Below are 14,662 nucleotides of genomic sequence, written 5' to 3'. Positions count from 1 at the left end.
AAACAATTTATATCAAAAAATTTAAGGGGTGATGTAATTGCATGAAAACATAATATGCATTAAAAACATTTCAAAGAACTTTGAGGGAAACAATGTTCTTAAAAATATTAATCTAGAGATTAAGAAAAATGAATTCTTAACTCTATTAGGTCCAAGTGGATGTGGGAAAACCACGACTTTAAGAATAATTGCAGGCTTTGAAACTGCTGATACTGGTGAAGTAATATTTGAGAATACAAATATATCAGATATTCCACCACATAAAAGACAAATTAATACTGTCTTTCAGAAGTATGCTTTATTTCCTCATATGAATGTATTTGATAATATAGCCTTTGGATTGAAAATCAAGAAATTACCTAAAGATATAATCAAGGAAAAAGTAGAGTACATGCTTAAGCTTGTTGCACTTGAAGGATTTGAAAAAAGACAGATCTCATCTTTAAGTGGTGGGCAGCAACAAAGAGTTGCAATTGCAAGAGCTTTAGTAAATGAACCTAAGGTGTTGCTTCTTGATGAACCTTTAGGAGCTTTAGATTTAAAATTAAGAAAAGAAATGCAAACTGAACTAAAGCATATGCAACAAAAATTAGGTATTACATTTATTTATGTAACCCATGATCAAGAAGAAGCACTTTCTATGTCCGATACAGTTGTAGTTATGGACAAGGGAGAAATTCAACAAATGGGTGCACCAGAAGATATATATAATGAACCAATAAATTCTTTCGTAGCAAATTTTATTGGAGAATCTAATATACTTAATGGAATAATGATAAAGGATTATTTAGTGAATTTTTGTGGCAGAAATTTTGAATGTGTTGATAAAGGCTTTAACATAAATGAAGAAATAGAAGTTGTTATTAGACCTGAAGATATAAAAATAGTACCTGAAGATAAGGGCATGTTAACAGGAAAAGTTACAGATATAACATTTAAGGGTGTTCATTATGAAATAATAGTTCAAGAAAATGAAAACATATGGTTATTACATAATACTGCTAATGTGTCTATTGGAACCAATATAGGATTAGATATATATCCTGATGACATACATATTATGAAAAAAGGAAGTGAGTAATAATGAAGAAAAGATCCGCTGCACTTCCTTATATAATCTGGAGTTCTATTTTTGTAGTAGTTCCCATGTTTTTAGTATTATTTTTGAGTTTTACCGAAAGCGGGGAAATGGTTTTTACATTTTCAAATTATAAAAGATTTTTTGAACCTGTATATTTTAAAATTTTAATGAGATCTATAAAATTAGCCTTCCAAGCTACAGTATTATGTTTATTGATTGGCTATCCTTTAGCTATGATTTTAAGTGAATTAAGTGAAAGAAAAAGAAATTTGCTTGTTCCGCTATTTATATTACCTATGTGGATGAATTTTTTATTGAGAACATATGCTTGGCTTGCGATATTAGGTAAAAATGGATTTATAAATAAATTATTAGCTGCCATAGGCATACAAAAGCTATCAATGCTATATACAGATGGAGCAGTACTACTTGGTATGGTATATAACTTTTTACCCTTTATGGTTCTTCCAATATACACTGTGTTAATTAAAATGGATAAAAGTATTATGGAAGCTGCAAAAGATTTAGGCGCAAGTAGTAAAAAGGTATTTACAAAAATAATTTTACCATTGAGTATGCCGGGAGTAATGTCTGGAATTACTATGGTTTTTATGCCTTCAGTAACAACTTTCATTATTTCAAGATTACTAGGTGGAGGACAATACATGCTGGTTGGTAATTTAATTGAACAACAATTCTTAGTAACTGATGATTGGAACTTTGGATCTGCTATTTCTATTATTATGATAGTTGTAATATTAATTTCCATGGCGTTTATGTCTAAGACTGATAAAGAGGATGGTAGGGGATTATGGTAAAAAAATATGGAAAAAGATTATATGCTTTCTTAGTATTTTTATTTTTATATGCTCCTATTATTGTATTGATAGTATTTTCTTTTAATGATAGTAAATCTAGAGCCAATTGGAATGGTTTTACGCTGAAGTGGTATATAGAGTTGTTCAAAGATACAAGCATAATGAAATCATTATATTATACTTTACTAGTTGGAGTTCTTTCTGCTTTTATATCTACAGTTTTAGGTACATTAGCAGCCTTTGGAATACATTCCATGAAAGGATTTAAAAGAAAGCTTTTAATTAACTTAAATTACTTGCCTGTTTTAAATGCTGATATAGTTACAGCAGTAGGATTAATGATTTTATTTAATTTTATCGGACTACAATTAGGTTTTTTATCTATGTTACTAGCACATGTAACTTTTTGTACACCATATGTGGTTTTATCGGTGTTACCAAGATTAAAACAGCTTCCTAAAAACACTATGGAGGCAGCTTTAGATTTAGGTGCTACACCATTTTATGCTCTAACAAGAGTTATAATACCTCAAATCAAACCAGGTATTATAGCTGGAGCTTTAATGGCTTTTTCACTTTCTATAGATGATTTTGTAATTAGCTTCTTTACTACAGGACAAGGAGTAACTAATTTATCAATATCAATCTTTTCTATGGCGAGACGAGGAATTAATCCAAAGATTAATGCACTTTCAACATTAATGTTCTTAGCCGTAATAATAATTTTATTAATTGTAAATAGAAAAGCATCTAATGAAGGAGGAAAAAAATAAATTGAAGAAAACTTTATGTAAAATATTATCATTGATAGTACTTATCTTAATAAGCTTTAATTTAGTAGCATGTAAAGATGATAGAGTTGCTATAACTGTGTATAATTGGGGCGACTATATAGATGAAAGTGTAATAAGCGAATTCGAAAAGGAATATGATATTAAAGTTATATATGAACAATTTGCTACTAATGAGGAAATGTACGTAAAGCTAAAAAATTCACCAGGGGCTTATGATGTAGCAATTCCCTCTGAATATATGATAGTAAAAATGATAAATGAAGACTTATTAGAAGAAATAGATATGAGTAACGTTCCTAACTTTGAATATATAGATGATAAATTTAAAGATTTAGACTTTGATCCTCATAACAAATATTCAATTCCATATATGTGGGGAACTGTAGGTGTTGTTTACAATAAAAGCTTAATAGATGATGAAATTGTTAACTGGAGTGACTTATGGGATAGTAAGTATGAAGATCAAATCTTAATGTTAAATAGCCAACGTGATTCTATAGGAGTAGCCTTGAAAAAATTAGGATATTCTTTAAATGAAAAGGATTCTGCTAAATTACAAGAAGCTAAGGAGCAACTTGTAATTCAAAAGCCCTTAGTAAGAGCTTATGTAGGGGATGAAGTTAAGGATATGATAATAGAAGAAGAAGCTGCTATTGCAGTTGTATGGTCTGGTGATGCCATAATAATGATGGGAAACAATGAAGATTTAGATTATGTAGTACCAATGGAAGGTAGTAATGTTTGGTTTGACAATATGGTAATACCTAAGGGGACTAAACATAAAAAAGAAGCTGAACTATTTATAAACTTTATGAATAGACCTGATATAGCTAAAAGAAATGTAGACTATATAGGATATTCCACTCCAAATAAAAAAGCCTTTGAATTATTAGATGAGGACATGAAAAACAACAAAGCAGCTTATCCAGAGGAATCAGTTCTTGATAGATGTGAAATATTTTTAGATTTAGGTGAGAGGGTTAAAGAATACGACAAAATTTGGACTGATATAATGGGAGAATAATATAATAGCCATGAATTTCATGGCTATTATTAATTCAATAATAAAAGGAAATATGTATAGATAAATAAATCAATATATGATAAAATTATGTAAAAACATTTAATATACAAGGGGGATTAATTATGTCTGATACAAATGTATTAAAGACTAGAGACCAAGTTGATTCAAAATATAAGTGGAAACTTGATGTTATGTACAATAGCTTTGAGGCTTGGGAAAAAGATTTTGAAGATTTAAAAAATATGGCATCTACAATGAAAGATTTTCAGGGGAAACTTCATAGTGCAAAGGAATTAAAAAATTTCTTTGATAGATATTGTGAAGTTGGAATTCTATTAGATAAGTTATCTGTTTATGCTAACATGAAATCTGATGAGGATACTACTAAAGCTGAAGCACAAATAATAAAAAGCAAAGTGGAATCATATATTGCAGAATATTATAGCAATATAGCTTTCTTAGTACCAGAATTATTATCTATAGAGAACTTTAATTTGGATGAATTAATAAAAGAAGAAGATGGACTAGCTTTATATAAAAAACATATTGAAACAATTTTAGAAGCTAAACCTCATACTTTAAGTAAGGAAGAGGAGTCAATTTTAGCAGCTGTAGGTGACTGTTTAAATGCACCAACTAATATTTTTGGTATGCTAGCTAATGCTGATATGAGCTTTCCATGTATCAAAGATGAGAAGGGAAATATGGTTGAACTTACAGAAGGTAACTACAATCAATTTTTAAAATCATCAGATGCCTCTGTTAGAAAAGCAGCTTTTGAAACTTTATTTGGAACTTATGGTAAATTTAAAAATACTTTTGCTGCAACATTAATAGCTGGAAATAAGAACTTTATATTTAATTCTAAGGTACGTAAATATGATTCAGCATTAGAATATGCTCTTAAACCAAATCATATACCTGTTCAAGTGTACCACAATGTTATAGATACTATAAATAACAACATAAAATCACTACATAGATACGTTTCTCTTAAGAAGAAATTATTAGGCTTAGAAGAAATGCATATATATGATTTATATGTTCCATTGATTAAAAATTCAGATAACTCTACAGAACGTGTAGAATTTGAAGATGCAGTTAAAATGGTTAAGCATGGGTTAAGACCATTAGGTGAAGAATACCTAGACATATTCTCTAAGGGAATCGAAAGTGGATGGGTAGATGTTTTAGAAACTAAGGGTAAAAAGGGTGGAAACTATTCATGGGGTTCGTATACTAGTATGCCTTACGTTCTTTTAAACTATGGATTTGGTTTAAATGATGTATCTATGTTTGCACATGAAATGGGACACTCAGTACACTCATATTATTCAAGAAAAAATCAACCATATATATATAGTGATTACTCATTATTCTGTGCAGAAGTTGCATCAATTACTAATGAATGCTTATTAATACATGATTTAATCGAAAATGAAACAGATAAGCAAAAAAGATTAAGATTAATAAATCAAGAACTTGAAGGAATAAGAACTACTGTATTTAGACAAGCTATGTTTGCTGAATTTGAGTTAATAACTCATAGTAAATTAGAAAAAGGTGAATCTTTATCTGCAGAAGAAATATGTAAAATATATCATGGATTAAACGTTAAATACTTTGGTCCTGATATGATTGTTGATGAAGGAATAGGCTTAGAATGGACAAGAATTCTACATTTCTATGGACTTAACTTCTATGTATATCAATATACTACAGGATTTGCAGCTGGAAACTCATTTGCTAAGTTAATACTTGAAGAAGGACAAGATGCAGTTGATAGATACTTAGATTTTTTAAAAGCTGGTTGTACTGAAAAGCCTATAGAACTTTTAAGAAAAGCAGGGGTTGATATGACTTCACCAAAACCACTCGAAGATACAATAGAGAAATTTAATACTTTATTAGATCTATTAGAAAAAGAATTATTATAATCATAAGAAATACTACTACAGGATGTTTTAAATATCCTGTAGTTTGTAACTTTATAAAATAAATTAAAGCCACTTTATTTCATTTGAATAAAGTGGCTTTAAAGTTATAATAAGTTAAGTTTTATAGGTATATTATTTAAAATAAAACTAAAATTTAAAAGTCTATATAGTCATAGCTTCTTTTAGTTCATTATCATTTACAGTTATTATATCATAACAATACTTAATTATATCACTTCTTTTAATAATACCTATAAAGGTATTATTATCATCAACTACAGGCACGAAGTTTTGGTATTTTGCTATATTAATAAGGTTTTTAATATTAGAATTTATTGATACTGGCCTGTTTATTTGATATCTTGGTATGTCTTCTACTAATATATTACTCATATCCTTCAAGGATACTGATTCATCTTTTTTTAGTTTATAAAGTAAATCCCCTTCAGTTAAAGTTCCAACATATTTTCCTTTTTCGTTTATAATTGGAACAGCAGTATATCTGTATTTATACATAGTATTAACAGCTTCCTGCATAGTAGTATTGTTTTTTAGATGTATAACATCTTTCTTAGGTGTTAAAAAGAATGCAATATTCATATTTCCCCATCCTTTAATTTAATGTATTATATAAATTTAAAAACTATATTTCTCTTTGATATAATTATATCATTAATATTAACCTAAAAACATAAAGAAAATTTATTTTACAAAAGCTTAATCAATTAGTAAAGTTTTTATATTATTGTTTAAAATTAATACTCTTTCCTCTGTTATTATTATATCCATTTTAACATCATGTGGTTCATTAGGTATTGAATTTAACAGTTGAAAGTCATAACAAATTGCTATTTTTATCATATTTTCATTTTTAATTAAGAACCTATCATAAAACCCAGCTCCAAAACCCATACGATTTCCTTGGATATCGAAAGCTATACCAGGAATAACAACTACCTCTATTTTATCTATAGGAAATACTGAATTGATATTAATATTAGGCTCTAGTATACCAAAGGAACTTTTAGAAAGATCCTCTTTTAGGTTTTTAATTAAATATGGAATTATGGCCTTTGTAGATATTTGAGAATAAGGTAAAATAACATTAAAATCACTATTAAGTAACTTAGTTATGTATTTCTCTGTAGAGACCTCATTTTTAAAACTATAGTAAAGCATAATATTTTTAACATTTAGCTTACTAATAATCTTATCTAGTTGAATCTCTATGTAAGAGCTCTTATTAGCTACTTCTTTTACAGATAATTTATGGCGTTTTTCTCTTAATTCTTTTCTTAAAAAGTCTTTCATTGTACACTCCTTAAAAGATAATTCACTTATATTTTATACTATCTATAAAAAAAATCAAATAATTATATTGAAGATATTAATTATTAGTTGATTATATTTATTCTTTATGATATTATATATTTAAATTTTAAACGGAGGTCGATATTATGGCAATATGGAAATGTTCAGTTTGTGGAGAGACTAAAGAAGGAAGATGCAGACCAGCAAAATGTCCTAAATGTGAAGCTCCAAAGGATAAGTTCATTAAAGAAGAAGTTAAAGAAAGCAAATAAAATTTTAAATAAAAATAAGAGACTATGCTAAATATATAGATAGTCTCTTATTTTTATATTATTTACTACTAGCTCCAGTTTTAAGTAAAAAGTAAATCATGTTAAGTCCAGATAAGCCCACAAGTATATACACTGCTCTTTGTAGTATAGGAGCAAAACCTAAAAGTGATTCAATTATGTTCACATTTGCAATTCCAAAGATTAACCATACTAATGCACCTAAAATTACTAATATAAAAGATACTTTATCAATTAGACTGATTTTATACATAATATCCCTCCTTATTTGAATTTTTCTTGTGAAAATAATACAATTATATTAAAATATATTTTTAGTATTATAAATTATAACTTTAAAAGATTAAATTTTTGAAAATTACAATATTTACGAACGAAAATGTTACATTTAGCTATTTTATATGTTATAATATGAATTATAACGAGTGAAAATTTAAATATATACGTATGGAGGTTCAATATGAGAGATATATATAATACACCACTTAATACTAGATACGCTTCAAAGGAAATGTCATTTATTTTTTCAGACAATATGAAGTTTAGAACATGGAGAAAATTATGGATAGCTTTAGCTGAAAGCGAAAAAGAGCTTGGATTACATATAACAGAAGAGCAAATTAATGAATTAAAATTATATCAAGATGATGTTAATTTTGAGGAAGCAGAAAAAAAAGAAAAAGAAATTAGACATGATGTAATGAGTCACGTTCATGCATATGGATTACAATGCCCTAAGGCAAAAGGAATAATACATTTAGGAGCTACTTCATGCTATGTAGGGGATAATACAGACCTAATTGTTATGAGAGAAGCATTAATTATTATAAAGAAAAAGCTTATAAATGTAATAAACTATTTAACTAATTTTGCTTTAAAATATAAAGATATGCCTTGTTTAGGATTTACTCACTATCAACCAGCTCAACTTACTACTGTTGGTAAAAGAGCTTCTCTTTGGATTGAAGAGTTAATGTTAGATATAGAAAATTTAGATTTTGTAATTCACAATTTAAAACTTAGAGGAGTAAAAGGTACTACTGGAACTCAAGCAAGTTTTATGAAATTATTTAATGACGATGAAGTTAAGGTTAAAACATTGGATAAACTTGTTGCTGAAAAAATGGGCTTTAAGGATACATATCCTGTAACAGGGCAAACTTATTCAAGAAAAGTTGATTCTATAGTGTTAAATACTTTATCAGAAATAGCACAAAGTGCTTATAAGTTTAGTAATGATTTAAGATTATTACAAAGCATGAAAGAATTAGAAGAACCTTTTGAAAAAAATCAAATAGGATCTTCAGCTATGGCATATAAGAGAAATCCTATGAGATCTGAAAGAATAGGTGCTCTTTCAAGATATATAATTGTTAACTCATTAAACCCTGCAATAACAGCTGCCACTCAATGGTTTGAAAGAACACTTGATGACTCAGCAAACAAAAGAATATCTGTAGCTGAAGCATTCCTTGCATTAGACGGTGTTCTAAACTTATATATGAATGTTGCAGAGAACTTAGTTGTATATCCTAAAGTAATTGAAGCACATGTAAATAATGAACTACCATTTATGGCAACTGAAAATATATTAATGGAAGCTGTATTAAGAGGTGGAGATAGACAAGATTTACATGAAAGAGTTCGTGTTCACTCTATGGATGCTGCAAGACGTGTTAAAGAAGAAGGTCTTTCTAATGATTTAATAGATAGAATAATAGCAGATCCTTCATTCAAAATGTCAAAAGAAGAGATAGTAGCTATTATTGATCCTAAAAAATTCACTGGAAGAGCTCCAGGTCAAGTTGTAGAGTTTGTAAATGAGTATGTTAAACCTGTATTAGAAGAAAATAGAGAATTATTAGGTGAAAAAGCTGATATAAACGTATAAAAATATAAGAAGGCTGTGTGACTTTATTGTTACACAGCTTTTTATATTGAAAATTATCTAATATCTATCTTATAGATTATTTAATATAGCAAGAGCTACTATTATAAATAGTATTATATGTTTTACGAAATTACTTCTCTTATCTAATTGAAAATTTAGCTATTTTCCCACCAAGGTTAAATCCCAATATGAATTTTTATATGAATTATAGTATAAATATGAAGTATTGCCTTCATATTTGTTTTTGAAAAAGATTTTTTAATATCATGTAATATAGAGTTGATTTATTAAGATATATTAAAAAAATTTAAAGTAAATTCTTATATAAAGTGTAGATTTATAATTAAATAATCATTAATTATAGCTTTTCCTTCTATAATTTTTAAATATAGACTTAATATTTCGGTAGTATATAACAAATTTATTTTGAATAAATTAAATATAATTTTATAAATTTTTTAAACTTTTTCTTTACAATTATAAAAAACAAGGGTATTATATTAATAATTTAAGAATAAATATTCATTAAATAAGAATTTTACATGTGTTTAGTTGAATAAAATTTCATTTGTAATTTTTTTAAACATATCACTTTAACAATTTAAACTAATGAATGGAATTCTTCGTAAAATAGAAGTTATAAAAATATTTAATAGGGAGGATATTTACTATGAAAGAGTTAAAAGAACGTGAAGGATTTGGGTCCAAATTAGGGATTATAGCTGTAGCAGCTGGATCAGCTATTGGACTAGGTAACATATGGAGATTTCCATACATTACAGGAAAACATGGAGGAGCTGCCTTCTTAATTGTATATTTACTATGTGTATTAATACTTGGCTTACCTGTTATGGTAACAGAATTTGCAATAGGACGAAAAGGACAAGCTAATGCCTCAAGTAGCTTTGATAATATAATAGGCAATAAGAAATGGGGATTTATAGGAACAATTGGTATAGCAACGGCATTTTTAATAATGTCATTTTACAGTGTAATAGCTGGATGGCTAATTTCATATATAGTTAGAGGAATAAGTGGGTCTTTATCTACAATTACATCCTCTAACATAGGAGAATATTTTACCTCAATTATATCAAGTACTACAGAACCTATTTTAGGTTCACTTATAATAATCATAATAACATCCATAATAGTATTTCTAGGAGTAAAGAATGGAATAGAGAAGTTTAGTAAGATCTTAATGCCGATTTTATTAATACTATTGTTTGGATTAATGATAAGAAGTTTAAGTCTACCAGGTGCCTTTGAAGGAGTAAAATTTTTATTTAAACCTGATTTTTCTTTATTAACCGGTGAAGCTATTTTAGATGCCTTAGGTCACTCCTTTTATTCTTTAAGCTTAGGTATGGGTATAATAATTACCTATGGTAGTTATATAGGAAAAAAAGAAAGCATACCAGGACTAGCAGTTCAGGTTACAATAGCGGATACATTAATTGCTTTAATGGCAGGTTTAGTTATTTTTCCAGCAGTTTTTGCGTATGGACTAGATCCACAAAGTGGAACAACATTACTATTTCAAACCTTGCCTATAGTATTTAACGAAATGCCTTTTGGTAATATCTTTGCAATTTTATTCTTTTCACTTGTTTTAATAGCGGCTATAACTTCAACGGTTTCATTAATGGAGGTATTTGTTTCCTATGCAAGTGAAAAATTTAAAATAAGTAGAAAAAAAGCAACCATTACTTCAGCAGTAGTAGTATTTTTATTATCTATACCATGTGCATTATCCTTTGGTGCACTTAGTAATATAACTATACTGAACAAAAGTATATTTGATTTCTTAGATGCTTTAACTAACAATGTATTATTACCTATAGGGGGAATCCTAGTATGTATATTTGCAGGATGGATTTGGAAGACAAGATATGTTATTGATGAAATAACTAATGGTGAATTACGCAAATTTAAATTAGGTTTCTTATATTCTTTTATTATTAAATATGTTGCACCAGTATTAATCGGAGTCGTATTATTAAATTCACTAGGTATATTTTAGAATAAGATTCAAGAGGATTTTGATATAGATTATGGTACAAGAATAGAACATGAGTTAAAACTTAATAAGGGTAAGTAATATAAATGTAATAGAGTAAAACAATCTTAATTTGTTTTACTCTATTACATTTATATAGATATATACATAATTTATTAATGATTTAACATTACTATGCATGGTATAATTATCTAAATATAAAATAGTAAAGGGGATATTTATGAAAAATAAGTTTATATACGGTACTATGGGTATTGGTGGGGAATGGGATAATACACCTATATCTAAAGATGATAGAAAAATAGCTTTTAAGGCCTTAGATGCTGCCTTAAGCATAGGAATAAAGACTTTAGATTTTGCTGATATATATAATTTAGGAAAATCTGAAAAGGTCTTTGGTGAATACTTGTTGGAGAGAGAGTTAGATAGAAAAAATTTATGTATTCAATCTAAAGTAGGTATAGATTTATGGAGCAATAAAACTAACTGTCAATATAATTTTTCTTATGATTACATAATAAAGCAAGTGAAAAAAAGTGTTGAAAATTTAAAAACTAATTATTTGGATATTTTATTACTTCACCGAATGGATTTGCTTATTAATCCCGAAGAATTAAAAAGTGCAATTGATTATTTGTTTAATGAGGGATTGATTAAAGATATAGGTGTATCTAATATGAGTTATAGTCAAATAATGTTTTTAGAAAAGTTTATAGGTAGAAAGATCAAGGTTAATCAATTAGAAATGAGTTTATATAAAAATGATTTTTTAGAAAGTTCTATTTTAATAAACACTAATGATTCCTCAAAAGTTAACTTTCCACATGGAACAATTGAATATTGTATATTGAATAATATAGAGCTACAGGCTTATGGTCCATTAGCACAAGGATTATATATTAAAGAGATGAATACTATAAAAGATAGCAAAGAGGTACTAAATACTAAAAAGCTATTGAGAGAACTGGCATATGTAAAGAATACTACTGTGGAATCAATTATGTTATCATGGCTTATGAAACCTTATTCTAATATAAGACCTGTAATAGGCAGTGGTAATGAGGATCACATAAAGAATACTTCATACGCCAATGAGGTTAATTTAACAAGAGAAGAATGGTATGATCTTTATATAGCAGCTAGAGGAAAAGATTTACCTTAAATTTTTATTATAAAAGAAGGGACGTATATCAATGAATTTACGAAATATAGGAATTTTCGCTCATGTAGATGCAGGGAAGACTACTACTACAGAACAGATGTTATATTTATCAGGTAAAATTAGAAGTCTCGGTAGTGTTGATAATGGAAACGCTGTAACAGATTATAACGAGTTAGAACGAAAAAGGGGAATTACAATATATGCAGATGAAGTAAATTTTACTTGGAAAGATACACATATAAATTTAATAGATACTCCAGGACATATAGATTTTTATCCTGAGGTTCAAAGAAGTTTACTTGCTATAGATGGTGCTATTTTAATAATATCAGCTTTAGAGGGTGTAAAAGGCAATACAGAAACTTTGTGGAGAGAACTAAAACTTAATAATATACCTACTGTAATTTTATTAAATAAAATTGATAGAACTGGAGTAGAGATAGAATATAGCCTTGAAAATATTAAGTCTAATTTAAGCAGTGATATACTTCTTATTAATGATAACACTTTTAGTACTGAAAATTTAGAAAATTTAATAGAGTTAATTAGCCAGAAAAATGAAGTTTTTTTAGAAAGGTATTTAAATGGAGAGGATATCTTAAAAGAAGAATTAGAAAGTGAAATTAAAGCTCAATGTAAAGCTGGCTATATATATCCTGTTGTTTTAGGTTCTGCTATAGAGGGGAAGGGAATTGAGAATTTATTAGATTGTATTACAGATTTTCTTCCTAATCCAAAGGAAAGTTTGAAAAATAAAAAGCTATTAGAATCTATAGATCATAATAACTCTAGTTTGAAAAATGTAAGTTTAGTTTATAAGCTTCGTCAGGATAAAACAGAGGGATTACTTTCTTATGTAAAAGTTATAAAAGGATCTTTAAAACCAAGACAAAGTTTTTATTTTGGAGAAAACAATATAGAAAATAAAATAAATTCAATTAGAAAATACATAGGTCAAAAGTTTATAACTCTTGAATCTTTAGAAGAGGGTGACATAGGTGTAGTTTCAGGCTTGAAAAATTCACATATAGGAGATTTATTAAAAGAAAATTCAATTGATAATATTTTACCCAATGATAGAGGATTTTTAAGTTCGAAAATTATATGTAAGGATGAAGATAGTTATAATAAGTTATTAGAGTCTCTAAATATCCTAGCTCTAGAGGATCCAACATTAAACCCTCAGTATGTAAATAATATGAAAGAGGCAATAGTTGATATTAGAGGAATAATTCATATGGATGTTTTAAAAGAAGTTTTAGAAAATAGATTTAACCTTAATATAGATTTTGCATCTCCTACAGTAACTTTTTTAGAAACTATTAGTGAAAAAAGCACTGGTTTTTGTCATTATGAACCTAAAAATCACTATGGAGAAGTTGAACTTGAAATTTCTCCATTGGAAAGAGGAGCAGGAATAAAATACAGTTCTGCTTTAAGTTTAGATATTTTACCTTCTCAATTTCAAAATATTATTGAAAAGAACATTGAGGATGCTGTAAAGCATGGTATTTTAATTAACTCTATGATTACAGATATGGATATTAAATTAATAGGTGGTTCTCATAATTTAGAACATACTCATGGTGGAGATTTTAGAATAGCAACTATAAGAGCATTACAGCAGGGATTAGAAAAAAATAAATGTATTTTATTAGAACCGCTATATAAGTTTAATATTATTGCACCTATAGATTATATGGGCAAAATAATATCCGATATAACTAGAATGAAGGGATCTTTTAATGAACCATTAATGGATGAACATAAATTTGAACTAACTGGAGAGGTACCTATTCAAACTTCTATGAATTATCCAATAGAGTTAATGTCTAGTACTTCAAGTAAAGCCAGTATTGCTTTGAGTTTTTCAAGATACGAAGTTTGTCATAACGAAGAGGAAATTTTACAAAATCCAGAAAATAAATTATATAAGGATGAAGCCTTATATAATTCAATATCATTGCTAAGAGAAAATAGAAAAATGAAAAAGGTTTATTAATTAATGGAACTTAAGAAAGTGATATAGTTATATATGATAACTTAAAAAGATAAAAGTCATATTAATACCAATAAATAGATTTAAAATGCATATAACGTCGTGAAATTTACATTTCACGACGTTAATATTCTCTCTTTTTCAAAGAAAATAGTTGTATTTTCTCATATTATATAGCTATATATAACTTTGCTTTCATATCTAAATATTATCTATATTTGTTATTTCTTTTCCTTATATATAAAATCATATAGTTTATGCTTTTATATGATTTTTAGAGCTAATATATTATATTTCTATATAATATATAGCATATTTTATAAGGTTTATGTAAA

Annotated in this window: 13 protein-coding genes; 10 read left to right on the top strand and 3 right to left on the bottom strand. The window is 27.4% G+C overall.

Translation table 11 applies throughout. The features are described 5' to 3' along the window. Positions 1 to 37 precede the first annotated feature (37 nt). The 5 genes from potA to pepF all read left to right on the top strand — a co-directional run bounded on the left by potA (position 38) and on the right by pepF (position 5,654). Positions 38 to 1,081 carry a spermidine/putrescine ABC transporter ATP-binding protein gene (gene potA / locus BUA48_RS03375; RefSeq protein ID WP_072830064.1) on the top strand — a complete coding sequence of 348 codons (1,044 nt, stop codon included), beginning with the start codon at positions 38 to 40 and terminating at the stop codon, positions 1,079 to 1,081. 2 nt (positions 1,082 to 1,083) lie between these two features. After that, positions 1,084 to 1,899 carry an ABC transporter permease gene (locus BUA48_RS03370; protein WP_072830062.1) on the top strand — a complete coding sequence of 272 codons (816 nt, stop codon included), beginning with the start codon at positions 1,084 to 1,086 and terminating at the stop codon, positions 1,897 to 1,899. After that, positions 1,893 to 2,672, top strand: a complete 780-nt coding sequence (locus BUA48_RS03365; RefSeq protein ID WP_072830060.1) for an ABC transporter permease — start codon at positions 1,893 to 1,895, stop codon at positions 2,670 to 2,672. The genes BUA48_RS03370 and BUA48_RS03365 overlap by 7 nt, the downstream gene beginning before the upstream one ends. A gap of 1 nt (position 2,673) precedes the next feature. Then, positions 2,674 to 3,717: an ABC transporter substrate-binding protein gene (locus tag BUA48_RS03360; protein WP_072830058.1), complete on the top strand. Its 1,044-nt coding sequence runs from the start codon at positions 2,674 to 2,676 to the stop codon at positions 3,715 to 3,717. A 122-nt stretch (positions 3,718 to 3,839) separates the two neighbouring features. Continuing rightward, the gene (gene pepF / locus BUA48_RS03355; protein WP_072830056.1) at positions 3,840 to 5,654 is read left to right on the top strand and encodes an oligoendopeptidase F; all 1,815 of its coding nucleotides are present in this window, start codon (positions 3,840 to 3,842) and stop codon (positions 5,652 to 5,654) included. Positions 5,655 to 5,816: 162 nt separating this feature from the next. Here pepF and BUA48_RS03350 read toward each other — a convergent pair whose 3' ends face one another. Both BUA48_RS03350 and BUA48_RS03345 read right to left on the bottom strand, forming a co-directional pair. After that, complete coding sequence (locus tag BUA48_RS03350; protein ID WP_072830054.1) at positions 5,817 to 6,254, bottom strand: CBS domain-containing protein; 438 nt, start codon at positions 6,252 to 6,254, stop codon at positions 5,817 to 5,819. Between the two features lie 117 nt (positions 6,255 to 6,371). Continuing rightward, a complete protein-coding gene (locus BUA48_RS03345) occupies positions 6,372 to 6,965 on the bottom strand; it encodes a 5-formyltetrahydrofolate cyclo-ligase (protein ID WP_072830052.1) in 594 nt (197 codons plus the stop codon). A gap of 146 nt (positions 6,966 to 7,111) precedes the next feature. Between BUA48_RS03345 and BUA48_RS15900 the strand changes: the two genes are divergently transcribed. Continuing rightward, complete coding sequence (locus BUA48_RS15900) at positions 7,112 to 7,237, top strand: RCKP-type rubredoxin-like domain-containing protein (RefSeq protein ID WP_072830050.1); 126 nt, start codon at positions 7,112 to 7,114, stop codon at positions 7,235 to 7,237. A gap of 58 nt (positions 7,238 to 7,295) precedes the next feature. Here the strand turns inward: BUA48_RS15900 and BUA48_RS03335 are convergent, their stop codons facing one another. Beyond that, positions 7,296 to 7,508 (bottom strand): DUF378 domain-containing protein, encoded by a 213-nt coding sequence (locus BUA48_RS03335; protein ID WP_072830048.1) that lies wholly within the window; start codon positions 7,506 to 7,508, stop codon positions 7,296 to 7,298. A 207-nt stretch (positions 7,509 to 7,715) separates the two neighbouring features. Between BUA48_RS03335 and purB the strand changes: the two genes are divergently transcribed. The 4 genes from purB to BUA48_RS03315 all read left to right on the top strand — a co-directional run bounded on the left by purB (position 7,716) and on the right by BUA48_RS03315 (position 14,330). Further along, a complete protein-coding gene (purB, locus tag BUA48_RS03330; RefSeq protein WP_072830046.1) occupies positions 7,716 to 9,146 on the top strand; it encodes an adenylosuccinate lyase in 1,431 nt (476 codons plus the stop codon). 670 nt (positions 9,147 to 9,816) lie between these two features. Beyond that, positions 9,817 to 11,169 carry a sodium-dependent transporter gene (locus BUA48_RS03325; protein ID WP_072830044.1) on the top strand — a complete coding sequence of 451 codons (1,353 nt, stop codon included), beginning with the start codon at positions 9,817 to 9,819 and terminating at the stop codon, positions 11,167 to 11,169. A 217-nt stretch (positions 11,170 to 11,386) separates the two neighbouring features. Further along, positions 11,387 to 12,328: an aldo/keto reductase gene (locus BUA48_RS03320; RefSeq protein ID WP_072830042.1), complete on the top strand. Its 942-nt coding sequence runs from the start codon at positions 11,387 to 11,389 to the stop codon at positions 12,326 to 12,328. A 31-nt stretch (positions 12,329 to 12,359) separates the two neighbouring features. Next, the gene (locus BUA48_RS03315) at positions 12,360 to 14,330 is read left to right on the top strand and encodes an elongation factor G (RefSeq protein WP_072830040.1); all 1,971 of its coding nucleotides are present in this window, start codon (positions 12,360 to 12,362) and stop codon (positions 14,328 to 14,330) included. Positions 14,331 to 14,662 lie beyond the last annotated feature (332 nt).

Origin of the sequence: Clostridium collagenovorans DSM 3089, from assembly GCF_900130005.1 — a bacterium.
In the GTDB taxonomy this organism is placed as follows: domain Bacteria; phylum Bacillota; class Clostridia; order Clostridiales; family Clostridiaceae; genus Clostridium_D; species Clostridium_D collagenovorans.
This window is presented reverse-complemented; position numbering and strand designations above follow the sequence as displayed.

Excerpts from the sequence above, each read along its gene's own strand:
- BUA48_RS03370 (WP_072830062.1), top strand. The coding sequence starts at position 1,084 with ATGAAGAAAAGATCCGCTGCACTTCCTTATATAATCTGGAGTTCTATT.
- BUA48_RS03365 (WP_072830060.1), top strand. The coding sequence starts at position 1,893 with ATGGTAAAAAAATATGGAAAAAGATTATATGCTTTCTTAGTATTTTTA.
- pepF (WP_072830056.1), top strand. The coding sequence starts at position 3,840 with ATGTCTGATACAAATGTATTAAAGACTAGAGACCAAGTTGATTCAAAA.
- BUA48_RS03350 (WP_072830054.1), bottom strand. The coding sequence starts at position 6,254 with ATGAATATTGCATTCTTTTTAACACCTAAGAAAGATGTTATACATCTA.
- BUA48_RS03345 (WP_072830052.1), bottom strand. The coding sequence starts at position 6,965 with ATGAAAGACTTTTTAAGAAAAGAATTAAGAGAAAAACGCCATAAATTA.
- BUA48_RS15900 (WP_072830050.1), top strand. The coding sequence starts at position 7,112 with ATGGCAATATGGAAATGTTCAGTTTGTGGAGAGACTAAAGAAGGAAGA.
- BUA48_RS03335 (WP_072830048.1), bottom strand. The coding sequence starts at position 7,508 with ATGTATAAAATCAGTCTAATTGATAAAGTATCTTTTATATTAGTAATT.
- purB (WP_072830046.1), top strand. The coding sequence starts at position 7,716 with ATGAGAGATATATATAATACACCACTTAATACTAGATACGCTTCAAAG.
- BUA48_RS03325 (WP_072830044.1), top strand. The coding sequence starts at position 9,817 with ATGAAAGAGTTAAAAGAACGTGAAGGATTTGGGTCCAAATTAGGGATT.
- BUA48_RS03320 (WP_072830042.1), top strand. The coding sequence starts at position 11,387 with ATGAAAAATAAGTTTATATACGGTACTATGGGTATTGGTGGGGAATGG.
- BUA48_RS03315 (WP_072830040.1), top strand. The coding sequence starts at position 12,360 with ATGAATTTACGAAATATAGGAATTTTCGCTCATGTAGATGCAGGGAAG.